This is a genomic window from Corynebacterium auris (assembly GCF_030408575.1).
GTDB classification, from domain to species: Bacteria; Actinomycetota; Actinomycetes; order Mycobacteriales; family Mycobacteriaceae; genus Corynebacterium; species Corynebacterium auris.
The window spans coordinates 1,100,277-1,123,133 of record NZ_CP047047.1; the positions used below are offsets into that span (position 1 = coordinate 1,100,277).

Annotated in this window: 22 protein-coding genes; 13 read left to right on the forward strand and 9 right to left on the reverse strand. The window is 67.5% G+C overall.

What is annotated here, in order from left to right; translation table 11 throughout:
* Positions 1-5: 5 nt before the first annotated feature.
* Together CAURIS_RS05280 and CAURIS_RS05285 are read left to right on the forward strand one after the other, a co-directional pair.
* Positions 6-464 carry a universal stress protein gene (locus CAURIS_RS05280; RefSeq protein WP_290343160.1) on the forward strand — a complete coding sequence of 153 codons (459 nt, stop codon included), beginning with the start codon at positions 6-8 and terminating at the stop codon, positions 462-464.
* 111 nt (positions 465-575) lie between these two features.
* On the forward strand, positions 576-1,019 hold the full coding sequence (locus CAURIS_RS05285; protein WP_290343161.1) for a universal stress protein: 444 nt from the start codon (positions 576-578) through the stop codon (positions 1,017-1,019).
* Positions 1,020-1,028: 9 nt separating this feature from the next.
* Here CAURIS_RS05285 and CAURIS_RS05290 read toward each other — a convergent pair whose 3' ends face one another.
* The 3 genes from CAURIS_RS05290 to CAURIS_RS05300 form a co-directional block, all read right to left on the reverse strand.
* Entirely contained in the window at positions 1,029-3,227 is a 2,199-nt protein-coding gene (locus CAURIS_RS05290) for a HelD family protein (protein WP_435384039.1), read from the reverse strand.
* A 106-nt stretch (positions 3,228-3,333) separates the two neighbouring features.
* On the reverse strand, positions 3,334-4,296 hold the full coding sequence (locus CAURIS_RS05295; protein WP_290343163.1) for a DoxX family membrane protein: 963 nt from the start codon (positions 4,294-4,296) through the stop codon (positions 3,334-3,336).
* A gap of 95 nt (positions 4,297-4,391) precedes the next feature.
* On the reverse strand, positions 4,392-4,994 hold the full coding sequence (locus CAURIS_RS05300; protein ID WP_290343164.1) for an MBL fold metallo-hydrolase: 603 nt from the start codon (positions 4,992-4,994) through the stop codon (positions 4,392-4,394).
* A 118-nt stretch (positions 4,995-5,112) separates the two neighbouring features.
* Between CAURIS_RS05300 and uvrA the strand changes: the two genes are divergently transcribed.
* Positions 5,113-7,965, forward strand: coding sequence for an excinuclease ABC subunit UvrA (gene uvrA, locus CAURIS_RS05305; protein WP_290343166.1), 2,853 nt, complete (start codon positions 5,113-5,115; stop codon positions 7,963-7,965).
* Here the strand turns inward: uvrA and CAURIS_RS05310 are convergent.
* Positions 7,931-9,652 carry a hypothetical protein gene (locus CAURIS_RS05310; RefSeq protein ID WP_290343167.1) on the reverse strand — a complete coding sequence of 574 codons (1,722 nt, stop codon included), beginning with the start codon at positions 9,650-9,652 and terminating at the stop codon, positions 7,931-7,933. The genes uvrA and CAURIS_RS05310 overlap by 35 nt on opposite strands.
* A 326-nt stretch (positions 9,653-9,978) precedes the next feature.
* Between CAURIS_RS05310 and CAURIS_RS05315 the strand changes: the two genes are divergently transcribed.
* Genes CAURIS_RS05315 through CAURIS_RS05325 form a run of 3 tightly spaced genes read left to right on the forward strand, consistent with a single transcriptional unit; the run spans position 9,979 to position 12,401 of the window.
* Entirely contained in the window at positions 9,979-11,211 is a 1,233-nt protein-coding gene (locus CAURIS_RS05315; RefSeq protein WP_290343322.1) for a hypothetical protein, read from the forward strand.
* Positions 11,212-11,247: 36 nt separating this feature from the next.
* Positions 11,248-11,820 carry a hypothetical protein gene (locus tag CAURIS_RS05320; RefSeq protein WP_290343168.1) on the forward strand — a complete coding sequence of 191 codons (573 nt, stop codon included), beginning with the start codon at positions 11,248-11,250 and terminating at the stop codon, positions 11,818-11,820.
* Positions 11,820-12,401: a hypothetical protein gene (locus tag CAURIS_RS05325; protein WP_290343169.1), complete on the forward strand. Its 582-nt coding sequence runs from the start codon at positions 11,820-11,822 to the stop codon at positions 12,399-12,401. The genes CAURIS_RS05320 and CAURIS_RS05325 overlap by 1 nt, the downstream gene beginning before the upstream one ends.
* A 14-nt stretch (positions 12,402-12,415) precedes the next feature.
* Here the strand turns inward: CAURIS_RS05325 and CAURIS_RS05330 are convergent, their stop codons facing one another.
* The 3 genes from CAURIS_RS05330 to CAURIS_RS05340 are packed head-to-tail and all read right to left on the reverse strand — an operon-like array spanning position 12,416 to position 14,517.
* Positions 12,416-13,081 carry a response regulator gene (locus CAURIS_RS05330; RefSeq protein ID WP_290343170.1) on the reverse strand — a complete coding sequence of 222 codons (666 nt, stop codon included), beginning with the start codon at positions 13,079-13,081 and terminating at the stop codon, positions 12,416-12,418.
* Positions 13,078-13,275 carry a hypothetical protein gene (locus CAURIS_RS05335; RefSeq protein ID WP_290343171.1) on the reverse strand — a complete coding sequence of 66 codons (198 nt, stop codon included), beginning with the start codon at positions 13,273-13,275 and terminating at the stop codon, positions 13,078-13,080. The genes CAURIS_RS05330 and CAURIS_RS05335 overlap by 4 nt, the downstream gene beginning before the upstream one ends.
* Before the next feature lie 42 nt (positions 13,276-13,317).
* Positions 13,318-14,517: a sensor histidine kinase gene (locus CAURIS_RS05340; RefSeq protein WP_290343172.1), complete on the reverse strand. Its 1,200-nt coding sequence runs from the start codon at positions 14,515-14,517 to the stop codon at positions 13,318-13,320.
* Between the two features lie 301 nt (positions 14,518-14,818).
* On the opposite strand from CAURIS_RS05340, the gene infC reads away from it, so the two are divergent.
* The 4 genes from infC (at position 14,819) to CAURIS_RS05360 (ending at position 16,920) form a co-directional block, all read left to right on the forward strand.
* Positions 14,819-15,367 (forward strand): translation initiation factor IF-3, encoded by a 549-nt coding sequence (infC, locus tag CAURIS_RS05345; protein ID WP_290343173.1) that lies wholly within the window; start codon positions 14,819-14,821, stop codon positions 15,365-15,367.
* Between the two features lie 30 nt (positions 15,368-15,397).
* Positions 15,398-15,592, forward strand: coding sequence for a 50S ribosomal protein L35 (gene rpmI, locus CAURIS_RS05350; protein WP_019194907.1), 195 nt, complete (start codon positions 15,398-15,400; stop codon positions 15,590-15,592).
* 58 nt (positions 15,593-15,650) lie between these two features.
* Positions 15,651-16,034, forward strand: coding sequence for a 50S ribosomal protein L20 (rplT, locus tag CAURIS_RS05355; RefSeq protein WP_290343174.1), 384 nt, complete (start codon positions 15,651-15,653; stop codon positions 16,032-16,034).
* A gap of 70 nt (positions 16,035-16,104) precedes the next feature.
* Entirely contained in the window at positions 16,105-16,920 is an 816-nt protein-coding gene (locus CAURIS_RS05360; RefSeq protein ID WP_290343175.1) for a TrmH family RNA methyltransferase, read from the forward strand.
* Between the two features lie 256 nt (positions 16,921-17,176).
* Here CAURIS_RS05360 and CAURIS_RS05365 read toward each other — a convergent pair whose 3' ends face one another.
* On the reverse strand, positions 17,177-17,569 hold the full coding sequence (locus CAURIS_RS05365) for a dioxygenase family protein (protein WP_290343176.1): 393 nt from the start codon (positions 17,567-17,569) through the stop codon (positions 17,177-17,179).
* A gap of 11 nt (positions 17,570-17,580) precedes the next feature.
* Entirely contained in the window at positions 17,581-17,943 is a 363-nt protein-coding gene (locus CAURIS_RS05370; RefSeq protein WP_290343177.1) for a hypothetical protein, read from the reverse strand.
* 250 nt (positions 17,944-18,193) lie between these two features.
* Between CAURIS_RS05370 and pheS the strand changes: the two genes are divergently transcribed.
* Genes pheS through argC form a run of 3 tightly spaced genes read left to right on the forward strand, consistent with a single transcriptional unit; the run spans position 18,194 to position 22,844 of the window.
* Positions 18,194-19,240 (forward strand): phenylalanine--tRNA ligase subunit alpha, encoded by a 1,047-nt coding sequence (pheS, locus tag CAURIS_RS05375; RefSeq protein WP_290343178.1) that lies wholly within the window; start codon positions 18,194-18,196, stop codon positions 19,238-19,240.
* 15 nt (positions 19,241-19,255) lie between these two features.
* Positions 19,256-21,763: a phenylalanine--tRNA ligase subunit beta gene (pheT, locus tag CAURIS_RS05380; RefSeq protein ID WP_290343179.1), complete on the forward strand. Its 2,508-nt coding sequence runs from the start codon at positions 19,256-19,258 to the stop codon at positions 21,761-21,763.
* A gap of 37 nt (positions 21,764-21,800) precedes the next feature.
* Positions 21,801-22,844, forward strand: coding sequence for an N-acetyl-gamma-glutamyl-phosphate reductase (gene argC / locus CAURIS_RS05385; protein ID WP_290343180.1), 1,044 nt, complete (start codon positions 21,801-21,803; stop codon positions 22,842-22,844).
* The last annotated feature ends 13 nt before the right edge of the window (positions 22,845-22,857 follow it).

Below are 22,857 nucleotides of genomic sequence, written 5' to 3' on the forward strand. Positions count from 1 at the left end.
GTAGAATGCACTCTTACACGTCAATCGCCGTCGGCACGGACGGATCGCCCACCTCGCTTATGGCGGTGCGCGTCGCCGCTAGCCTGGCGCGGGTGTACGGCGCACGGCTGAATGTCATCTGCGCGCACTACTCCGCCAGCGGCTCCATGCTCAACGCGACCAACTCGGAGCTGTCCAAGATCGATATCGTCAGCGGCAGCGACGCCGCGAACATCCTCGAAACTGCGCAGGAGATCGCCGAGGAGGAAAGCGCCCCGGACATCCACGTGACCGCGCGTGAGGGACAGCCCGCGCAGGTCCTGCTGGAAGCAGCGCAGGAGTTCGGGGTGGATCTTCTCGTGGTGGGCAACAAGGGCATGCGCTCGCTGGCGGGCCGATTCTTCGGCAATATCCCTGGTAACGTGGCCAAGAAGGCCCCAGTGGACGTGATGCTCGTGGACACCCGCTCACAGGGGCACGCTTAGAGCCCTCGGGGAGCTTTCCGGGTAAAATAAGTGACAGTTTTAGTGGGCCGGAGCTGGTGCCTGCGCGCGCCCGCGGCCCGTGACGCACAGTGAAAGGTTAGTGATAGCCCCATGACAAACAGCTACGCAACGATCGTCGTCGGAAGCGACGGCTCCAAGTCCTCGCTTCTTGCCGTGGAGCGCGCGGCGAAGATCGCCGCCGCGTTCAACTCCACCCTTATTATCGGTACCGCCTACTACGAGTCGGAGGACGAGGCCTCCAAGACGCTGCGCCAGGACTCCGTGACCATCCTCGGCGACGAGCAGGCGCGCGCCAACCTGGAGACCGCCGCCGAGCACGCTCGCAGCGCGGGCGCGGAGGATGTGCAGACCGCCACCCGCCCCGGCACCCCCGTCGAGGCGCTCATGGCGATTGTTAACGACAACAACGCCGACCTGCTCGTCGTGGGCAACCGCGGGATTAACTCGTTGACCGGGCGCCTTTTGGGCTCCGTGCCAGCTGATGTCGCCCGCCAATCCGACTGTGACGTGATGATCGTCCACACCGTCAACTAAAGGCGCCGGCTAGCTCGGCACCTCGCCGATCACCGTGAGCGTCTGCGTGGCGCGGGTGACGGCGACGTACAGGTCCTGGCGGCCCTGCGGCGAGGCGCCCACGATGGCCTCGGGTTCCACCACGACAACGTGGTCGTACTCGAGGCCTTTGTGCTGCGCGACGTTATCGGCCGTTATGACCGCGCTGGTGCCGGGGCCCTCGGGCACAGCTCCCGCAGGGTCGGTGCCCGAAGGCAGAAAGCGCACCGGCCGCCCAGCGGAGCGGATCGCTGTGGCGGGCTCCGCCTCTGGGTCGATCGCGGCGAGCACGTCGTTGGCCACCTCCATGATCTCCGCCGGGGTGCGATAGTTTACCGTCAGCGCGCGGGTGCGGTAGCGGTCCCCGACGTAGGGCGCGAGAGCCTCTGCCCAGTCGTCCGTGCCGGCTGGGGCAGAGGTCTGCGCGGTATCGCCAACTAGGGTCATCCACCGGGAGGGGCTGCGGCGAAAAACCATGCGCCACTCCATCGGGGAGAGTTCCTGTGCTTCGTCGACGATGACGTGGCCGTAGGCCCAGGATGCGTCGGCCCGGGCGCGCTGCGCGGTGGAACGCGCGTCCGTTTCCCGCTGGCGCTGCGCCAGGGCTTCGGCGTCGATGACGTCGCGGGCGGAGAGGATCTCGGCCTCGAACTGGTCGTCGTCGTTGTCGGTGGCCTCGGAGGAGGCGAGGACGTCGAGGGCATCCTCGGCCTCCGCGACCTGCTGGCGCCACTCGCGCCGCTCGCGCTCGCGCTCCTCGGCGGCGTCGGGGCGTCCGATCAGCTCCGTGAGCTCGTCGATGAGCGCGGTGTCGGAGGGCGCGAATCCTTCGCCTGCGGGGCGGTAGAGGGCCTCGCGGGTGTAGTCGTCGTAGTCGTGGGCCACCGCGTCGATGGCCTCGCGCGAGGAGAGGAGGTCGCCCAGGACGGTGGCGGGGTCCAGGGCGGGGAAGAAGGCGTCGATAAGCGAGGCAACCTGGGGCTCGTCCGCGAGGTCGTCGTGAAGCTGGTCGATGTCGGCGGCCGAGAGGAGGTTCTCCCCGCCGAGGGGATCCTCGCCGATGCGTTGTGCCAGCGCCTCCGCGAGCGACTGCGTCAGGGCCTCGGCGAAGACCGCACGCGCCTTGTTGTGGGGCTGCCGGGAGCGGCGCGCCCGAGTGCGGGCGGCCTTGACCATGGTCGGCGTTGCGAAGATGACCACCGAGCCGACCGACACCTCCGCCGGCTGGTCGGGGACGCGCTGGTAGCGCTGCACGGCGCGCTTGAGGATGGTCGCCATCTCCGCCGAGCCCTTCACCTCCCGGGCAGGGAGCGGCTCCTCTGTGAGCTCGGGGCGAAACCCGGGCACGAGCTCGGCGGCTGTGCTGAGCACAACGCCGGTCTCGCCGAGCTCGGGTAAGACACGGGAGATGTAATCTAAAAAGGTCGCGTTCGGGCCGATAATGAGCACGCCGGTGCGCGAGAGCTGCTCGCGCCACGTGTACAGCAGGTAGGCCACACGGTGGAGGGCCACCGCTGTTTTGCCGGTGCCGGGCCCGCCCTGCACCACGAGGACGCCGCGGGTGGTGTCGCGGATAATCTCGTCCTGCTCGCGCTGGATCGTCTCCACGATGGACTGCATGTGGCCGGTGCGGGCCCTGTTCATGGCCTCGCGCAGCGCGGCTTCGTTGCCTACGTTCGATCCGGGGCCGGCCGGGGCATCGCCGGAAAGCGTCTCGTCGTCGACCGCGGCCACGGTGCGCCCCCGCATGCGGATGTTGCGGCGCGTGGTCACCCCCTCTGGGTGGGCGGTGGTGGCGAGGTAGTAGGGGCGCGCCATGGGGGCGCGCCAGTCGAGCAGGAGGGTGCGGTAGTGGTCCCGGCGATCATCCATTCCCATGCGCCCGATGTAGCGCCGGTCCAGGCCCGGCTGGCCCGGCACGGGGTTTTCTGCGTCCTCGTCGGCGATGTCCATGCGTCCGAAGACAAGCCCGATCTCCGCCACGGCGAGGTCGTCGAGCTTGGCGTTGAGCCCGTGGTACTCCGTCTCGCGGCGCACCAAAGCATCAGCGTCGGGGTTGTCGGGGTCGACGTCCGCCTGGACTTCCTCGAGCTTCGCCCTAGCCTCGCTCACCTCAGCGTCGAGGTGCGCGAAAAGCTTGTCCGCGTAGGCCTGCTCCTGCTCGAGCGCTTTGGGGTTGGTCGGGTCCACCACCCGCACACCTCCTGGTTGTCGAATTGGGGGAGGGATGATCCTAGCAGCACGACACCCCGCCGCCCTCACAGTGGAGGGGGCGGGGTGCGCGGGTCAGGGAGGCCTAGCTGAGCTTCTTCTGTGCCCGCTTGACGGCCTTCTGTGCGTTCTTCTCGGCCTTCTTCGCCTTCTTCTTCCACTTGCGCTGCTGGCGCTTGGAGGGGGCGGCGTCAAGGTTGTCGAACGCATCCTGCAGCGTATCGACGGCATCCTGCGCGCGACCCTTGAACTTGCTGGTGGCCTTGTTGACCTTGCGCTTGGCCTTCAGCTTGTCCACCGGACCCGGCTCAATGTCGTTGAGGGTGTCCTGCAGGTTGCTAACGAGGGCGTTGACCTTCTTTTCCGGCTGCAGCTCCTTGTACACGTTCTCGGCCTGGTCGGTGGCCTTGTCGACGAACTTGGCGGTCTGCTCCTTCGCGTCCTGGAACAGGGAGCTGGCGGTGTCCTTCCAGTCGTCCTTGTTCTCGTCGACGTAGGTGGTGACTTGGTCTGCGGTGTCAGATAGCCAGTCGCTGGCCTTGCTCAGCGCCTTCTCCCGCTCCGACTGGGTCGGCAGAGCCTGCTGGACGTTCTTCTTCGCCTGCTTGGCGGCGTTCTGCGCGCGCCACTGCAGGTTCGGCTTGCCCTCCGTGTCAACGGTGGCGATGAGCACGCCGCCGAGCAGCGCGACATCGGTCAGCGCGCCGGTGCGACGGCGGGACTTCTCCTGCTCGTCGTCGGCCTCCCAGAAGGCGTTGCGCCCCAGCAGGGAAGGAACCGCGGTGGCGGCCAGCAAAGCGGCGGAGGTCCGCGGCAGCTTGCCCAGGGCGAAGAGCGTGCCCGCGCCAGCCTTAACGCCGCCGACCGTCAGGGTCGCGGTGTTCGGCTCGGAGGGGACAAAGGAGCGGAGGTTGCTGGGGACCGCGGAGCGGACCTTCTTCAGCACCGCTTCCGCATTATCGCGGTGGGCGGAGGGGTTGAGAAGCGTCTCCACGCCGTCGGCGACGTAGACCGAGGCGAGCATCGGCCGTGCAAACTTGCGGATCATCAGTGAGATTCCTTTTCTTTTACCTATCGGATGTTCTCTATCCACTCTAGCCAGATGTGGCGGGGACGTGCCACGAATTTTTGCCGCCCCTTTATTTACCAGCGCCGCTCCCACCACTCATCGAGCTTGGGGCGCTCCTCACCGAGGGTCGTCGGCTCGCCGTGGCCGGGACGCACGACGGCGCTATCCGGGTAGGCGTCGAAGATCCGGGTTTTCACGTCGCGGAACAGGCGCACGAAGGAGCCCTCGGAGTCGGTCTTGCCCAGCCCGCCGGGAAAGAGCGAATCGCCGACGAAGAGGTTGGTCACCCCGTCGATGTCGGCGACGAGGCACAGCCCGCCCGGGGTGTGGCCGCGCAAAATGTGGACCGGGAAGCGGTGGCCCGCGAACTCCACGGTGTCGCCCTCGTTGAGCTCACGGTCGACGAGCGCCGGCAGGGCGGGGGAGTCGAGGTAGGAGGCCCAGTGCGTCGCACCGGTGACGTCGAGGACGTCCGTCAGGGCGCCGACGTGGTCGTGGTGGCGGTGCGTGGTAACGACGTCGGTGACCTCGACGCCGACCTCCCCGGCGAGGCCGAGGAGGGCCGGGGCGTCGGAGGCGGCGTCGATAAGCAGCCCCTTGCCCTCGGAGGCAAGCAGGTAGCAGTTATTGTCCATCTCGGACACCGAGATGCTGTGCAGACTCAGTTTCGCGGTCATGGCAGCCAGCCTAGCCGCCGCTGAAATACCCGGGCCGACATGCGCGTTGGTAAGTTCGTTGAAGGCCCGTGACGCGGCCGGAAAGTTTGGGACACCGAAGCGGAGGACGGAAACAGACGTGGCTGATCGGCTCACTGTGCGCGGCGCGCGCGAACACAACCTCAAGGGCGTGGACGTGGAGCTGCCCCGCGACGCGATGGTCGTGTTCACCGGCCTGTCCGGGTCGGGCAAATCCTCCCTCGCCTTCGACACCATCTTCGCCGAGGGGCAGCGCCGCTACGTCGAGTCCCTTTCCTCGTACGCGCGCATGTTCCTCGGGCAGATGGACAAGCCGGACGTCGACTACATCGACGGGTTATCCCCCGCGGTGTCCATCGACCAGAAGTCGACCAACCGCAACCCTCGCTCGACGGTGGGTACCATCACGGAGATCTACGACTACCTGCGCCTGCTCTACTCCCGCGCCGGCACGCCGCACTGCCCCGTGTGCGACGCGGTAATCGAGCGCCAGACCCCGCAGCAGATCGTCGACCAGGTGATGGAGTACGAGGAACGCACCAAGTTCCAGGTGCTCGCCCCCGTTGTGCGAAAGCGCAAGGGTGAGTTCGCCGACCTGTTCAGCGACCTCGCGGCGCAGGGCTATTCCCGCGTGACTGTCGACGGCGAAACCTACCAGCTGTCGGAACCGCCCTCGCTGGAAAAGCAGGTCAAGCACACTATCGACGTTGTGGTGGATCGCCTTCAGGTCAAGGAGAGCCAGAAGCAGCGCCTGACCGACTCCGTGGAAACGGCGCTGAAGCTCGCGGACGGGCTCGTGGCTTTCGAGTTCGTCGACCTCGACCCGGAAAACTCCGCGCGCTACCGCATCTTCTCCGAGAAGATGGCCTGCCCGAACGGCCACGCCCTTGGGGTGGAGGAGTACGAGCCCCGCGCCTTCTCCTTCAACTCGCCCTTCGGCGCCTGCCCCGCCTGCGACGGCCTCGGCGTGCGCAAGGAGATCGATATTGAGCTGGTCATCCCCGACCCCGACGCCCCGGCTGTCGACGCCTTCCAGCCGTGGAACTCAAGCCCGAACAAGGGCTACTTCGCCAAACTCATCGAGGCGCTCGCAGACGAGGAGGGCTTTGACGCCCACGCGCCTTTTTCCTCGCTGACTAAAACTCAGCAAAAGCACCTGGTCAACGGCTCGAAAACGCAGGTGAGCGTGCGCTACAAGAACCGCTACGGGCGCCAGCGCACCTTCTCCGCGGCCTACGAGGGGGTGATCGGCTACCTCGAGCGCAAGATGGAGCAGGCGGAGTCCGACACCCAGAAGGAGCGCCTGCTCGCCTACACCCGCGAGATCCCGTGCCCGACGTGCAAGGGGGCCCGCCTGAAGCCCGAGATCTTGGCGGTGCGCCTCGCCTCCACGACGCACGGGGAGAAGTCCATCGCGGGGCTGACCGAGCTCTCCGTCGAGGATGCCTCCGAGTACCTGGACCACCTCGTGCTGGGCTACCGCGAGGAGATGATCGCCGGCGCCGTGCTGCGCGAGATCCAGGCCCGCCTGCGCTTCCTCCTCGACGTCGGCCTGAATTACCTCACGCTCTCGCGCTCCGCCGGGACGCTGTCCGGCGGGGAGGCGCAGCGCATTCGCCTGGCGACGCAGATCGGCTCCGGCCTCGCCGGGGTCCTCTACGTGCTCGACGAGCCCTCGATCGGTTTGCACCAGCGCGACAACCAGCGCCTCATCGCCACCCTGAAGAAGTTGCGCGACCTGGGCAACACCCTCGTCGTGGTGGAGCACGACGAGGACACGATCAAGGCAGCGGACTGGATGGTCGACGTCGGCCCGCTCGCCGGCGAATACGGCGGGGAGATCGTCTACCAGGGCGAGCCCGCCGGAATCCTTGAGGCGGAGAACTCCCTGACCGGCGACTACCTCGCGGGCCGCAAAGAAATTGTGGTGCCCGAGACCCGCCGCCCGGTGGACGCCGAGCGCATGCTGAGCATCGAGGGCGCGCGGGAGAACAACCTGAATAATGTCAGCGTCGACATCCCGCTCGGCGTTCTCGTCGCGGTGACCGGCGTCTCCGGCTCGGGCAAGTCCACCATGGTCAACGAGATCCTGGCCAAGACGCTGCAAAACCGCCTCAACGGCGCGCGCCAGGTGCCGGGCCGGGTGAAGAAGGTCGGGGGGCTCGAGCACCTGGACAAACTGGTGCAGGTGGATCAGTCGCCGATCGGGCGCACCCCGCGCTCCAACCCGGCGACCTACACGGGCGTCTTCGACAAAATCCGCAACATCTTCGCGGAGACCCCGGAGGCGAAGGTCCGCGGCTACAAGGCCGGGCGTTTTTCCTTCAACGTCAAGGGCGGGCGCTGCGAGGCGTGCCGCGGCGACGGCACGATCAAGATCGAAATGAACTTCCTGCCGGACGTGTACGTGCCCTGCGAGGTCTGCCACGGTGCGCGCTACAACAGGGAAACCCTGGAGGTGCGCTACAAAGGCAAGAACATCTCGGAGGTGCTCGACATGCCAATTTCGGAGGCGGCAGAGTTCTTCGAGCCCATCACATCTATCCACCGCTATCTGAGCACGCTTGTCGACGTCGGGCTCGGCTACGTCCGGCTCGGCCAATCCGCCACCACGCTGTCGGGCGGGGAAGCCCAGCGCGTCAAGCTCGCCGCGGAACTGCAGAAGCGCTCGAACGGGCGGACCATTTACATCCTCGACGAGCCGACGACGGGCCTGCACTTCGAGGACATCCGCAAGCTCATGCTCGTGCTCAACGGCCTGGTAGAGAAGGGCAACTCCGTGCTCGTCATCGAGCACAACCTGGACGTGATCAAGTCTGCGGACTGGATTATCGACATGGGCCCGGAAGGCGGGTCGGGCGGCGGCACCGTGGTGGCGCAGGGCACCCCGGAGGATGTCGCCCGCACTGAGGGCTCCTTTACCGGCCAGTTCCTGCAGGAGATTCTGGGGTAGCCGCCACGCGCGAGCGCGCCACTGCCACCGCCAACAGGATGGCGCCGCACAGCAGGAAGACGACAATGCGGGTCAAATCGCTGCTGGCGCGCAGGTCGAAGAGCACCAGCTTCAATGCCGCGGCCACCGCCACCACCGCGGCGAGCCCGGCCGCGCTCTGGCCGAGCCTGCGGGCGCGGGGCACAAGGAGGAGAGCCGAGGCGGCGAGGATCCACACGATCGACGCGGTCGCCTGTCCGACCCAGAAGCCGAGGTCGTTGTCGGCGCCGGGGAACGCGGCGACGAGCGCCATGACGGGCCACACGATGGCGGTGAGCGTGAGCAAGGTCAGGGCCGCGCCGCAGACGAATCGGCCCGCCTGGCCGAGGAGAAGGAAGATATTCCGGTGGTAGGCGCACACGCCGAAAAACAGCGCGGTGACCCCGGCCGCGCTGAGCACTCCAGCTGTCTCGGGCTCCGGCACCGGGACAACTGGAAAACCCTCCAGGAAGAGAAAGACCAGCACCCAGGCGACGACGATGGGAGCGACGTGGCCCCCGGGGCCGCTGCGGCGCACAAGCCATCCGATGCCGAAAAAGAGGGCGACGTAGATCACCACAGTAAGGGTGGCAGCCCACAGCGGGAGGGGCGCGAGATAGCTCTGCTGTAGGCGCGTTGCCACGGCGAAGCCGAAGGGGAGCAAGACCAGCCACCAGTACCCGGCGGGATCACGCCGCAGCGTCAGGGCGGCGGCAGCGGCCGCGGCTGCGACCGGCAGCCAGACGAGCGCGGGGGTCTCGGTGGTCAATTGCGCGAGGGCGAAGGCGAACGCGGGGAAGAGGACGAGGGCCAGAATCCGGGCAACGGACTGCTCCTTGGCGCCCGGGCGGGCGGCAAGGAGGGCGAGCGCGCCCAGGTTGGCGGCCACCGCCACGATGGCGTAGAAGTCCTGGTAGTCGGCGTTTCCCACCAGCAGTGACTGCCCCGCCGCCGCAGCGACCGCGGCTGCGCCGAGCGCCCCGGTGGCCGGCCCGAACCGGGGCAGCCAGGCCAGTGCGGCAAGCAGGGCGAGGGGGGCGGCCACGGCGAGGAGGGAGCTCGCGACGTCGTCGAGGTGCAGGGGGATCTGGTAGAAGGTGAACGTCGCCAGCATGACGTTGACGAGTGCGCCGCTGCGCTGGATGAGCGCCAGCGCGACGAACGCTAGCCAGATCACCAGGTGGGCGGCTGCGATGGGCGCGAGGGAGGGCGGGGAGTATATGGTCGCGGCGACGAAGTACAGCACCGCGATTGCGGTGAGGAAGGACGTGCCGTAGAGGGCACTGACGCCCGCCGAGGGTCCGCGGCGGCGCTGCGCCACGACGCCCGCGGCGGCGAAACCGATGGAGACGACGGAGCCGATTAAGGCGATCCCCAGCGTGCCAAGGTAGTCGTTCTGGTGGGCCCAGAGTGTGGCCAGCACGACGCCGATGAGCGTGATCACGGTGCCCAGGCCTGCTACGGTGCGCACCGCCCGCTGCTCGGTCGACGAGCGTGGTTTCGGGGCGGGAGGTGGCGCGGCGGCTGGGGAGCGTGCCGCGGGGTGGCCGACCGAGATTTGCTCCCGCAGCGCGGCGATGAGCCTTTCAGTCCTCGCATGTTCGCTTTCGAGGGCGGCGAGCTGGCGGCGTGCCTCGTCGAGAAGCGCTGGCGGCGTCCCGTTCTGCATCCCTTCACCTTCCGCGTCCTGTGGTCGTGTGCCTTCTGGCTTCCTGCTGCCACAGAGTAGCGAAAGTCACAGCCCCCGTGTGGACACCCGGATAGGTGGAGACGAAAGTACCGCGCACGGCACCCCGGGCCCGAAAAGTCGTGCTCCGCAGCGCCCCGCACCTTCGACGCCGAAGGAACCTTCGTTCCTTGTTCGTCGCCGCGCTTTCTCCCCAGGTCGCCGCCTCGTAGCGTGAGTGCAGAGCAGAGAAACCTACGCGTATCCGAAGGGGCCACACGTTGAAGAAGAAGACACCGATTGTCGCCGCCCTCGTGGCCGCGGCGACAATGAGTTCGGCGGGAGCAGCAGCGGCTCTCCCGCCCCTGCCCCAGGGTTACCCGATCGAGAACCTCTACCAGCCGTGCACGGCCCACCAGGCCCACAGCGAGGGGTACCCGGACTGGCACTACGGCGAGACGGCGCGCCGCTACCTCAGCGACGGGGTCTTGGAGTTCAAGAACACCACGGGCTCGCCGGTTGACTACTCCGCTGCGGTCGAGAGCGGGACGAACCATGTCCTGTCCGCCAACTCGCGGGCCGCGCTGCCCTCGAACTGGAACACGACGGCCCGCTCCGACATCGGCCTGACCACCGACAACGGCTGGATTGAGGGAGAGACCTTCGGGCCCGTCACGCTCGGGCCAGGCGAGACCTTTCGCGTCGAGTTTGGGGTTGTGGAAAAGGACTTCATCGCCATGATGGTCACGTGCGAGGGAGGCTTCTACCAGAACATGCCGGGAGCGGACGTGGTGCGCGGCACGGGGCCAGCGGAGCGCTACGCATTCGCCCACATCATCCACGCCGATGGGAGCGTCGACGAGCAGGCCCTTCAGGTGCCGTCTCGCGCCCAGGGGGCCAACAGCAGGCCCGTCGACCGGCCGTACAACGCGGTGACGGGGCCCAGCCTCGAAAGGATCGCGGACCCGAGGAAGGACCGGGTGGTCCCACCCGTTACCGAGCCGCGGCGCGACCCGGACTGGCCCGCGTTCGGTGCTGCGTGCGACGCCGCCTACCCGCGGTGGTACCCGCACGAGATCAGCGCGATCGAGCCGACCTTCCGCAAGCCCGGCTACTCCCAGGACTTCCTCAATTGGTCGACGGGCCCGCACACCTACACGCCCATCGTGGACCACGTAGTCGGCGCGCAGTTCAGCGCGGAGATGGGCTACCGGGGAAACGCCGGGCGGCTGCCGGAGGGCTGGCTTGAATCCGTAGGCGCCGTAGGCCGCGCCTACCTGCCGGTGGGCACCGCGCTCAAGCCGGTTGACCTTGCGCCCGGGGACCGCGTGCGCGTGGAGTACGGCACGACGATGAAGCGCGTGCGCTTTTCCGAGTACACCTGCGGCCGGAGCGGAAAGAACCGAGCCTACGACCTGCTCTTCGACCGCGGGGTGCACCCAGCCCCGGTCGGATTCTGGGCGGAGGCCACGGTCACCTCGCGCGACGGCAGCCGCCGCACCATCGACATCACGCCGGAGGGGTGGGAAAAGCTGCCCGTGCCCACCCAGACCGCCTACTAGGGCGCTACCACACACCAACGAGAAGGAGATTCGAGAATGAACGCTTTCACCCGGGGCATCGCCGCCGCGGCGGTGCTCGCCGCGGCCTGCGGGGCGACCGCCTCGCCTGCGCAGGCCCTGCCGGCCCGCGACATGGGAACTGCGAACCCCACCACCATAGGTGCGGTCTGCTCCAATCCTGGCGACACCGGCCAAACCATCCGGATTGACAGGACGTACTTCGACGCCTCGGCCGGCACATGGACCGTATCCAACTACAATTCCACGCCGCTGCCGCTGACCCGCTCTATCACGGAGAAGAAGTCCAAGGAATGGAAGGTCTCGGCGGGCGTGGACTTCCCGCTCCTCACCCTGATCAAGCTCTCCTTCTCCACCAGCTACTCCACGTCGTCCTCCTACGAGGTCGGCGAGGTCGTAGGACCGTACCAGGTCGCCCCGGGCACCACCGCTGTGATGCGCGCAGGCTGGGTTGTCTCCGACTTCTCCGGCGAGAAGACGGTGTGCGGCAGTGACCGCACCTGGCGCGGGACCGGCCAGAGGTTCAGCGCAACTCTGCCGGCTGAGCGCCACGTGGAGATCAGCACCCGCGACAACATTGCGTTCGGCTGATGCGTCGCGTACTCGCCGCCCTCGCGCTAGCCTGCGCAGCAGCGTTCGGCCCCTGCGTTTTCCCCGCGGCGCAGGCCGGTACGGTGGACTACATCCTGCCGCAACGCTGGAACGATGATTACGCCCCCGGCTCGTCCTGCCCCACACCCGGGGCGGGCGGAATCTACGTCACCGCGTCGCGGCGCTGGTTCGCCCAGACCGACGCGGCCAGTGTGGCCAACCGCAGCGGCGTTCCGGTGCCGGTGAAGCAGAAGGTGAAGCAGGCCAGGACGACTACTCTGCAGGTGTCCGTGAGCGCGCAGCCACAGGGAGAGCTGACCTCCTACATCTCCGCCGCCTACGGCTTTACCTACCTCAGGGTGCAGCACTGGTCGGTGGGACAGACGGTGGGGCCGTACCAGCTGGGCCCCGGCCGCCAAGGAACACTCGTGTGGGGCTTTATGATGCTCGATACCGATAACCAGAACGTGCGCTGCTCCGCGGACAAGGTGTGGGTCGCCGAGGGAGCACCGTACTCGGCCACCGTGCCCGAATCGCGCTATGCGGAGCTGCGGGAGGATCAGGCGCCGGTGTTTGGTTAAGAGGCCGGAGGTGCTCAGTACTCCGCGTTGAGCACCTTCACCACGAGGTTGAGCCGTGAGGTGGCCCCGAACTGCATCATGATGCTGGAGACATACTTCTTGATGGTCGATTCGGAATACGCCAGCTCCGCGGCGATCTCCGAGTTGGACAGTCCCCGGCACAGCAGGATGAGGACCTTCCTTTCGGAGTCGGTGAGCGTCTGCAGCTTCATGGCCTCGGCGATCGGGTCGACCCGCTGGGGTGAGCGTGGCTCCTCGCGCAGGTATCCGATGAGCCGCGTCATGGCCTGCGGGGAGACAACCATGCCCCCGTCGAGGGCGGCCCGGATGGCGTCGATAAGCACCTGCGGCCTTTCGCTCTTGAGTACGTAGCCCGCGCCGCCCTGGCGCAGGATGCGGACCATCGTGCGGTCCGAATCGAAGGCGGTCACCGCGAGGAAGACGGGCCGCCGCTGCCGGGTGTTGATGTGCGAAAGCAGCGTCGGGCCGTCCATCGTCGGCATGTGGATGTCGGCGAGGACGACGTCCACGTGGTGCTGATCAAGCTGGGCAAGCGCCTCCTCGCCGTTCGCGGCTTCGGCGACGACGCGAATGTCGTCGGTGGTGGCGAAGTAGTGGCGGAAGGAGCTCAGGACGAGCGGGTTGTCGTCGACGAGGAGAACGTCGATGGGGCGGCTCATGCGTAGCGGGAATTGTTAGGGCACCACGGGCGCGTGGGGTAGTACTTGCAGGACAGGATCTCGACCATCGCGGAGTAGGGCGTGATCGTGGGGGTGGCCTCTCCCACGGAGTTTGAAGCGGGGGCCGCTTGGGCCACAGGGGAGAGCACCAGCGAGAGCGCGGTGACCGCGGCGGCGGCGAAACGGGATGTCATGGACATGTCCTTTCGGTTTGTGAACTTCTGTGGAACCTCGGTCTATCTTCCTCTGGGTGCGCCGATTGCGTCGCCTCTGGGAACAGGTTTGGTACGAAAGTCTCCACCCGCTGCGGGGGTGGGGCCGTAGAGAGCATGCGCGGGCAGGTCGAACTCGGCGACCCAGCGACGCCCCTTGGGGCGCGCTCGCCATCGCCCGCCATGCTTTTCGACGACCCGCCTGGCCTCCTCCAACCCCATCCCGCTGCTCAGGTGGCTGGCTGCGGCCCCGCCGCCGACCTCGTTGATCACGGCGCAGTGGACACCGCGCCGCGAGCGCGCGACCCGCAGCTCAACGGGGGCCCCGGGCGCGGCGTACTTGATGGCGTTTGTGGCCAGCTCGGTGAAAACGTGCTCGAAGCCGGCTGGAAAGAAGTAGCCGCATTCGACGGCGCGTTCGTCGCAGCGCACGTCGAAACCGTGGCTGCGCAGAAGACGGGCCGTGACGCTGATCTGCTCCCCGATGGTTCGCTCAATGGGGGTCTGCTCGGCGCCGCCGCCATCGCGCATGACAGCAAGCAAGTGGCGGACTTCCTGCATGGCCTGCCGCGTCTCGTCGGCGATGAGGCCCAGGGTGCGCCGCTGCTCGGAATCGGCGGGGGAGCTCAGCCCCAGGGTCTCGGCGCGCATGACCACGGACGTCAGCGTGGTGGCCACCGAGTCGTGGAGGGCGCGGGTGAGTTCCTCGCGCCGCTTCTCCATCTCCTCTTCGAGCAGGCGCTGCTGCGCCGCGGAGATCAGCCGCTGTCGGCGGAAGAAGCATCCGACCCAGAAGGCGGCGGCAAGCGCGGCGATGTAAATGAGCGTGCCGGTGATGTCGTAGGGCACCCACCGCCCGTTGAAGGGGCTAGTCACGCTGATGTAGCCCAAGACGAGGGCGAAGGCGATGGACCAGCGCGGCCTCCCGGAGTACGCGGCGGCGGCGACGAGGGCGGGGGCGGAAAAGAGCAGCACGGGGCTGCGCAGCGACTCGTCGGCGGAAGCGATGAGGAACAGCACGACCAGCCCGGCGCCCGCCTGCCTGGGCCAGCGCTGGGAAAGGGAGACTACTGCTACGGCCGCGGCGTCGACCGCGAGGGAGGGCAAACTGACCGGAGGAAAGGCCGCGGAGGCGACCACGGCGAAAGCGCCGAACGCGGCGATCTTCCAGTTGATGGCAGGCGGGTGATCGGGGTGGGAGGCGGGCTGCCGGGTAGAGTGCACGGGGAAAGGGTAGCGCCCACTGGGGCAAAACCCCAGAGGCGGGAAGCGATTTGGCACGGGTGCGCAGCCGTGGTAGTGTTTAGGCCACTACCGCCCGTGCACCCTAACAAGTGTGCGGGCCACAAGTGGAGTTTCTCCCACCCCATGCCGCCGCGTGTACGCAAGATGCGGAAGGCTACGGGTCGAAGGTACTGTCTCACGGCAGCGTGAGCTGTATCCGGAAGGACTCCCGCGACGTCGATAGGCGCGCGGGATTTTTGCGTGGGTGAGCTCGACAAGAGTGGTTCGGTAGCGTCCGACATTGTCTTTCTCATCTTTAGGAGTTCTCATCAGCGCTGAAGCTCGGATTAATGAGCGCATTCGCGTTCCCGAAGTTCGTCTCGTCGGCCCGTCCGGCGAGCAGGTGGGCATCGTCCGTACCGACGACGCCCGCAAACTGGCCTACGAAGCAGACCTTGACCTCGTGGAGGTCGCCCCGAAGGCCAAGCCGCCCGTGGCCAAGATCATGGACTACGGCAAGTACAAGTACGAGCAGGACCAGAAGGCCCGCGAGGCGCGCAAGAACCAGCAGCAGACTGTGGTGAAGGAACAGAAGTTCCGTCCCAAGATCGATGAGCACGACTACCAGACGAAGAAGGGTAACGTCGAGCGCTTCCTGGAAAAGGGTAACAAGGTCAAGGTCACGATCATGTTCCGCGGCCGCGAGCAATCGCGACCCGAACTCGGCTACCGCCTCCTTGAGCGCCTCGCCGACGACGTCGCGGAGCTCGGCGTGGTTGAGTCCCGTCCGAAGCAGGACGGCCGCAACATGACCATGGTCTTCGGACCGGCCCGCAAGGGCAAGAAGTAGTACACGTTTCAACTCTGAAGGGCTTTCACCATGAAGCAGAAGACCCACAAGGGCACCGCCAAGCGCATCAAGGTCAACGGCAAGGGCAAGCTGCGCCGCGAGCAGGCCGGCAAGCGCCACCTGAACGAGAAGCTGTCCTCCAAGCGCCGCCGCAAGCTCTCCGGCACGACTGACGTCGCCCGCGCCGACGTCAAGCGCGCAAAGCGCCTCCTCGGCATGTCCTAAGCACTGCCCGAGTTCAACAACGCACCGTTTCGACCTATCAGATAAGGAAGTATGACTCATGGCACGTGTTAAGCGTTCAGTCAACGCCAAGAAGAAGCGCCGCGCGATTCTCAAGTCCGCGAAGGGCTACCGCGGCCAGCGCTCCCGCCTGTACCGCAAGGCCAAGGAGCAGTGGCTGCACTCCCAGACCTACGCGTACCGCGACCGCCGCCAGCGCAAGAACGATTTCCGCAAGCTCTGGATCCAGCGCATCAACGCGGCTGCTCGCATGAACGACATCACCTACAACCGCCTCATCCACGGCCTCAAGCTGGCTGAGGTGGAGGTGGACCGCAAGATCCTCGCCGAGCTCGCGGTCAGCGACTTCGCGGCTTTCTCCGCGATCTGCGAGATTGCCAAGAACGCCCTGCCGGAGGACGTCAACGCCCCCAAGGCTGCCTAAGCACCCGCTTGTCCGTGCCCGCCCCGCCCCACGATCACCGTGGCGCGGGGCGCAGGTATTCTCGGGGTCTATGCCCCTCAACTTCGCGGAACCCTTCACCGAACGCACTCCCCGTGTTGTCAACGCGGCGAAGTTGCATCGCGCCCAGGGGCGCCGCAAAGCCGGGCGGTTCCTCGCGGAAGGGGCGAACGCCGTAGAGGCCGCGGTTGCGACGGGGGCGGCTACCGACCTCTTTGTCACCGAGCGAGCGGCGCACGACTTTCGGGAGATCCTGACGGCGGCCGGCCACATGGACGTCTACACCCACGCCATCACCGAACGAGCCGCCGAACACCTTTCGGAGACCGTGACCCCGACCGGTATCTTCGCGGTATGCAAGCCAGTGCTGTGGAAGCTCGGCGCCGTGGCTAAGGCAAGGCCGCGCTTTGTGGCCGTTGGTGTGGGCACAAGCGACCCGGGCAACGCCGGCACCCTCATACGCATCGCGGACGTGTGCGGGGCCGATGCCGTCGTGTTCGCCGGTGAGACAGTCGACCCCGAGGCTGGCAAGGTGGTGCGCTCTTCGGCGGGGTCGCTCTTCCACGTCCCCGTGGTCAGGGAGCGGGCGATCAACGATGTGGTCGGGCAGCTGCGCGCCGCGGGGCTGGCCATCGTGGCGACGACGATGGACGGCGAAATCTCGCTGGCCGAGGCGGGGGAGAGGCTGGCCCGGCCGACGGCCTGGCTTTTTGGCAACGAGGCACACGGCCTGCCCGGTGCACTCGTGGAGGCCGCCGACTACCGCGTATCTATCCCGATCCACGGCAGCGCCGAGTCACTGAACATGGCTACGGCCGCGGCCATGTGCATGTGGGAGTCTTCGAAAGCGCTCTACGGCCCGGAGTGAAAGATGGGCCGGCGGGGCGTTGGTTGAAGACGCGGTGTGCCCCGTCTTCTCGTGCAGATCCCGCTTGAGGCCGTCTTCCCCGGTGGAGCGTGTGGAGGCAGAGGCCTCGTAGCCGCGTCGCACGCTCTCCTGGTTTGCCGGGGGCGCCGCGCGGGATCTCGCCGCCGGTGTGGGCCGTGGTGGTGTCAATCGGCACGTCAACGGTGAAGTCCTAGCCGGATTGGGTCTTGCCGCTCGCGGCGGGAAGCTGCTGTTCTCAGCCGTCGGAAAAGACGTTGTCGCTAGCCAGGATTACCCGGGCCATGTTTGCGGCGGAGCTGCCGCAGAATCTCGTGGCGTGGGGCGCCTTCGCCACCTCGTTGGGCACCGCGGTCTGTGAGATGAGGACGGCTTTGTTGGCGCCAGTGGTGTCGTCGACCGCGCGGAAGACCTCGAAGTGGATGTGAGAGTGGATGTGGGGCCAGCGCCCGTCGTAGCAGCCCGGCACGACCGTGGTGAACTCCACGGAGCCCTGGCCGCCGGTGACCCGCGCGCCGCGCAAATACGTTTCGTCTTCTAGGCCCGTGGAGTACATGGAGTACTCCCCATCCGCAGTGCAGTGCCAGGCGCACACCGCGGCGCCGGCCATGGGGCTGTTCTGGTTGACCATGCCGATGATGTTCAGTCGGGGACGTTCATTCGCAGCGTCAGCGGCACGCCGCTCACGGTGGAGCCGCCGCCGATAGATTCCCGGATGTCCCGGCGCTCGACCCCCACCTTCCCCAGGACGTCCGGGCCGTTGGAGCCGTCGCCCGGATAAAGCCCGCCGTTCCGGTTCTCATCTCGGTCAGTGAGGTGTGCGTGTCTGTCGTGGGCGGGGCAGCGGAGCTGTTTTCCCCCCGGTGCGCAGGCGGCGAGTGCGAGAGAACCCGCGCCAACCCCGAAGAGGCTGAGCAGGCGGCGGTGCGTCAGCCGCGTTTCGATAGCAGCCAGGGCGAAGGCGAGGCCCTGGTCCTCGACGCCCTCGCCCGGGCGGTGGAGCATGGCCGGTCCTTTCTCGCGCGGTTGTCGCACGACGAACAAGGTGCGGACTCTAGGCGAGCGGCGTTGGGAAAAACCCGGGCGCATAACCAGCGGAGACAGGTACTCCGTTCCTGCTTTGCAGACACGCCCTGAATGTTGGCTGTACGCTCAGGCCTCGCTGACCTCCACGCGGGCCGTGTCCGGGGGCGCGGGTATGCTGGGGGGCGTTTTACGTTAGCTCCCGATTCACGACCACGCGGAAGGGACGAGTGTGTCCGAGACCCCCAATATCGAACTGACAGAGCAGTCGCTCAACGAGGCCGCCGAGGCGGCAATCGCGGCTTTTGCCGCTGCCGAGGACCTGCCGGCGCTGGAGGAGGCCCACAGGGCGCACCTGGGGGAGCAGGCGTACTTGCCGCAGGCGAGGCGCCGCCTCGGCTCTCTGCCGAAGGAGCAGCGCAAGGACGCGGGCCGCCTGGTGAACATGGCCCGTGGCCGGGTGGAAAAGGAGTACGCCGAGGTGCACGCCGTGCGCGAGGCCGAATACAGGAAGGCCCAGCTCGCCGCGGAGACCGTGGACGTGACTCTGCCGTCGACACGCGGCCAGGTGGGGGCGATGCACCCGATTACCACCCTGAGCGAGAACATCGCGGACATCTTCGTCGGCATGGGCTGGGAGGTCGCGGAAGGCCCTGAAGTAGAGGCGGAGTACTTCAATTTCGACGCGCTCAACTTCATCCCGGACCACCCCGCGCGCACGCTGCAGGACACGTTCTACGTCGGCGGCGAAAACTCCAAGCAGGTGTTGCGCACCCACACCTCGCCGGTGCAGGTGCGCACGATGCTCGAGCGTGAGGTGCCCATCTACATCGCTTGCCCGGGCCGCGTGTTTCGCACCGACGAGCTCGATGCCACCCACACCCCGGTCTTCCACCAGATCGAGGGACTGGCCGTGGACAAGGGCCTGACCATGGCGCACCTGCGCGGCACCCTCGACCACCTGGCTAAGGTGCTGTTCGGCCCGGAGACGAAAACGCGCATGCGCACCAACTACTTCCCCTTCACCGAGCCCTCCGCTGAGGTGGATGTGTGGTTCCCCAACAAAAAGGGCGGCGCCGGCTGGATCGAGTGGGGTGGCTGCGGGATGGTCAACCCTAACGTGTTGCGGGCAGTGGGCATTGACCCCGAGGTCTACAGCGGCTTCGCTTTCGGGATGGGCCTGGAGCGAACTCTCCAGTTCCGCAACGGGCTGACCGACATGCGCGACATGGTCGAGGGAGACGTCCGATTCACTATCCCGTTCGGCGTTCAGGCCTAGAAGGAGCTTCACACAATGTTGATTTCACAGAACTGGATCACCCGGCTCATTCAGGCGGCCGGAAACGAGGGCTGGTCGGTCACGGCGGAGGAGCTCGACGCCGGCTTTGTCCGCGTCGGTTTTGAAACCGAGGGGTACGCGCCGCTGCCCGAGATCACCGGCCCGCTCGTGTTCGGTCGCGTGCTCGAAATCGAGGAGCTCACCGGGTTTAAAAAGCCGATCCGCTACTGCCAGGTCGACGTCGGCGAGGCGAACGGGACGGGCAAGCCGCAGGGGATTATTTGCGGCGCCCGTAACTTTGCCGAGGGGGACCTCGTCGTGGTGTCCCTGCCGGGCGCTGTCCTGCCGGGCGGGTTCGAGATTTCCGCGCGTAAGACCTATGACCACGTCTCGGAGGGCATGATGGCCTCCGCCGCCGAGCTCGGGCTGACGTCGCGCAGCGAGGGCATTCTCACGTTGCCTGAGGGCTTCGGCACGCCGGGCGAGGACGCACGTGCTGGCCTTGGCCTTGACGACACCGTCTTCGACGTCAACGTGACCCCGGACCGCGGCTACGCCCTCTCGGCGCGCGGCCTGACCCGCGAAATCGCCTCTGCCTTCGGTCTGACCTACCGCGATCCCGCGGCCGATCCCGCCGTCGCGGGTATCGATACCTCCGGCGTTCCCGCGCCCGAGAGCCGACTTCTCAGCGTGACGCTCGACGCCGACACCAAGGCCTCACGCTTTGGTCTGCGCAAGGTCGAGGGCATCGACCCGGCCGCACCTGCGCCCTACTGGCTGCAGCGCGAACTCATGCTCTCGGGCGTGCGCTCCGTTAACGCCGCGACGGACGTGACCAATTATGTGATGCTGCTGCTCGGCCAGCCGATGCACGCCTTCGACGCCGACAAGATCACCGGCGGGCTCCACGTGCGCTGCGCGAGCGGAGGAGAGAGGTTCGAAACCCTCGACCACACGACGCGCGAGTTGGACGCCGGTGACGTCGTCATCGCTGACGAATCCGGCATCCAGTCCCTCGCCGGCGTGATGGGCGGGACGACATCCGAGATTTCGGGGCAGACCACCGACGTCTACTTCGAGGCCGCGACGTGGGACGAGCTCACGGTGGCGCGCACCGCCCGCCGCCACAAGCTCAGCTCCGAGTCTTCGCGGCGGTTCGAGCGCGGTGTGGATCCCGCGCTCGTCGAGGTCGCGCTCGATGTCGCCTGCGCCCTCTTGGTCCAGTGCGCGGGCGGCCGCGTTACCGCACAGCGCACCCTCGTCGGAGAGGTGCAGCCGCGGGAGACCATCGAGATGCGCGCGAGCCGCCCGAGCGAGCTCGTGGGCGTGGAGTACGCCCCGGAGGCCGTCGTGAAGCGGCTCGAGGAGGTTGGGTGCGACGTGGAGGCGACCGGGGACACGCTGCAGGTGACCCCGCCGACGTGGCGCGGCGACCTTAGGGTTCCGGTCGAGTTGATCGAGGAGATCGTGCGCCTCGAGGGCCTCGACGCCATCCCGTCTGTACTGCCCACCCCGCGCGGCGGGCGCGGGCTCTCACGGACCCAGCGGCGCCGCCGGGCGGTGACTCACGCGTTGGCGTACTCGGGCTACGTCGAGGTGATCCCCACCCCGTTCATTGCCAACGACACCTTCGACACGTGGGGGCTCGACGCCACGGACCCGCGCCGCAACACCGTCGCGGTGCAAAACCCGCTCGATGCCGACTATGGGGTGCTGGGCACCACGCTTTTGCCGTCGATGTTGGAGGCCGTCGGCCGCAACGTCGCCCGCGGTCGGCGCGACCTCGCGCTGTTCTCGGTCGCGCAGGTGGCATTCAAGGGCGCGGACGCCTCGCCCCTGCCGAGCGTGGCCTCCCGCCCGGACGAGGAGACCATCGCGGAGCTGATCGGGTCCCTGCCCCGGCAGGACCTGCACGCGGCGACGGTAGCCACCGGTGGCCAGGAGCTCGCCGGGCCCTGGGGTGAGGGCCGTGCCTACACCTGGGCCGACGCGATCGAGTCGGCGCGCGTAGTCGCCCGCGCCGCCGGCGTGGAGCTGGAGGTCCAGGCGGCCGCGCAGCTGCCGTGGCACCCGGGCCGGTGCGCCGCGCTCGTGGTTGGCGGCGCGGTGGTCGGCCATGCCGGCGAGCTGCACCCGCAGGTGCTGGAGAGGCTCGAACTGCCCGCGCGCACCTGCGCGATGGAGCTCAACCTCTCGGCCTTGCCCACGGACGAGGCTTTCCCGGCTCCGGTGCTGTCGTCTTACCCGGCGGTCAACCAGGACATCGCCCTCGTCGTCGACGAGGACGTGCCAGCCGAGGCGGTGCGTCGGGCCGTCGAAAAGGGCGCGGGAGAGCTGCTTGAAAGCGCCACGCTTTTCGACGTCTACCGTTCCGCGCAGGTCGGGGAGGGCAAGAAATCCCTGGCGTTCGGCCTGGTTTTCCGCGCCCCCGACCGCACCCTGACCGAGGACGAGGCCTCGCAGGGGCGCCTCGCTGCTGCCGAGGCCGCGAAGGGGGCTTTCGGGGCGGAGATGCGTGCATAAATTGCGCGGCGGCGCATAATTGCGTACCGTGTGTCCTATGGCAGTCAAAATAGCAGTGGCAGGCGCCACCGGGTACGCCGGAGGGGAGATCCTCCGGCTTCTCCTTGGCCACCCGCGCTACGCGGCGGGCGAGATCGAGATCGGGGAGCTGACCGGCAACAGCAACGCGGGCCAGACCGTGGCGGCGCTCATGCCCCACGTCCCCGCGCTGGGGGACCGGGTGATCAGGGAGACCAGTCCGGACGTCCTGGCGGGCCACGACGTGGTTTTCCTTGGCCTGCCGCACGGGTACTCGGCTGAGATCGCCCGGGCGCTGCCCGATTCGACGCTTGTTATCGACTGCGCCGCCGACTTCCGGCTGCGCGAGGCCGAGGACTGGCGGCGCTACTACGGCGAGGACCACGCGGGCTCCTGGCCCTACGGCATTCCGGAGATGCCGGGGCACCGTGAGCAGATCGCGGCCTCCCGGCGCGTGGCCATCCCCGGCTGCTTCCCGTCGGGGGCGACCCTCGCCGCGCTGCCAGCTGTGCACGCGGGCCTGGTCACGCCCGATCTGAGCGTGGTCTCCATTACTGGGGTCTCCGGGGCAGGCAAGAAGGCGAACGTAGCCCTTTTGGGCGCGGAGACCATCGGCTCGCTCAAGGCCTACAACACGGCGGGCCGGCACCGCCACAACCCGGAAATCGCCCAGAACCTGCGCGAGGCCACCGATGAGCCGGTAAGCGTGAGCTTTACCCCGGTGCTCGCGCCGCTGTCGCGCGGGATCTTGACCACGGTCACCGCGCCCCTGAAGCCGGGGGTGACCACCGAGCAGGCCCACGAGGCGTACGCCTCGTTCTACGCTGATGAGCCTTTCGTGTGGGTCATGCCCGGCGGCCTCCAGCCGCAGACCCAGAACGTCGTGGGCACGAACATGTGCCACATCCAGGTGGAGGCGGACGAGGTGGCGGGCAAGCTGCTCGCCACCTCCGCCATCGACAACCTGACCAAGGGCACAGCCGGAGCCGCCGTGCAGTGCATGAATATCGCCCTCGGGTGGGAGGAGACCGCCGGTCTGCCCACCGCGGGCGTCGCGCCCTAAGGATCATTCGAGT

What these genes read in the sequence shown, in the direction of transcription:
- CAURIS_RS05280 (WP_290343160.1), top strand. Translation starts at nt 6, where the DNA reads ATGCACTCTTACACGTCAATCGCCGTCGGCACGGACGGATCGCCCACC.
- CAURIS_RS05285 (WP_290343161.1), top strand. Translation starts at nt 576, where the DNA reads ATGACAAACAGCTACGCAACGATCGTCGTCGGAAGCGACGGCTCCAAG.
- CAURIS_RS05295 (WP_290343163.1), bottom strand. Translation starts at nt 4,296, where the DNA reads ATGATCCGCAAGTTTGCACGGCCGATGCTCGCCTCGGTCTACGTCGCC.
- CAURIS_RS05300 (WP_290343164.1), bottom strand. Translation starts at nt 4,994, where the DNA reads ATGACCGCGAAACTGAGTCTGCACAGCATCTCGGTGTCCGAGATGGAC.
- CAURIS_RS05310 (WP_290343167.1), bottom strand. Translation starts at nt 9,652, where the DNA reads ATGCAGAACGGGACGCCGCCAGCGCTTCTCGACGAGGCACGCCGCCAG.
- CAURIS_RS05315 (WP_290343322.1), top strand. Translation starts at nt 9,979, where the DNA reads ATGAGTTCGGCGGGAGCAGCAGCGGCTCTCCCGCCCCTGCCCCAGGGT.
- CAURIS_RS05320 (WP_290343168.1), top strand. Translation starts at nt 11,248, where the DNA reads ATGAACGCTTTCACCCGGGGCATCGCCGCCGCGGCGGTGCTCGCCGCG.
- CAURIS_RS05325 (WP_290343169.1), top strand. Translation starts at nt 11,820, where the DNA reads ATGCGTCGCGTACTCGCCGCCCTCGCGCTAGCCTGCGCAGCAGCGTTC.
- CAURIS_RS05330 (WP_290343170.1), bottom strand. Translation starts at nt 13,081, where the DNA reads ATGAGCCGCCCCATCGACGTTCTCCTCGTCGACGACAACCCGCTCGTC.
- CAURIS_RS05335 (WP_290343171.1), bottom strand. Translation starts at nt 13,275, where the DNA reads ATGACATCCCGTTTCGCCGCCGCCGCGGTCACCGCGCTCTCGCTGGTG.
- rpmI (WP_019194907.1), top strand. Translation starts at nt 15,398, where the DNA reads ATGAAGCAGAAGACCCACAAGGGCACCGCCAAGCGCATCAAGGTCAAC.
- rplT (WP_290343174.1), top strand. Translation starts at nt 15,651, where the DNA reads ATGGCACGTGTTAAGCGTTCAGTCAACGCCAAGAAGAAGCGCCGCGCG.
- CAURIS_RS05360 (WP_290343175.1), top strand. Translation starts at nt 16,105, where the DNA reads ATGCCCCTCAACTTCGCGGAACCCTTCACCGAACGCACTCCCCGTGTT.
- CAURIS_RS05365 (WP_290343176.1), bottom strand. Translation starts at nt 17,569, where the DNA reads ATGGTCAACCAGAACAGCCCCATGGCCGGCGCCGCGGTGTGCGCCTGG.
- CAURIS_RS05370 (WP_290343177.1), bottom strand. Translation starts at nt 17,943, where the DNA reads ATGCTCCACCGCCCGGGCGAGGGCGTCGAGGACCAGGGCCTCGCCTTC.
- pheT (WP_290343179.1), top strand. Translation starts at nt 19,256, where the DNA reads ATGTTGATTTCACAGAACTGGATCACCCGGCTCATTCAGGCGGCCGGA.
- argC (WP_290343180.1), top strand. Translation starts at nt 21,801, where the DNA reads ATGGCAGTCAAAATAGCAGTGGCAGGCGCCACCGGGTACGCCGGAGGG.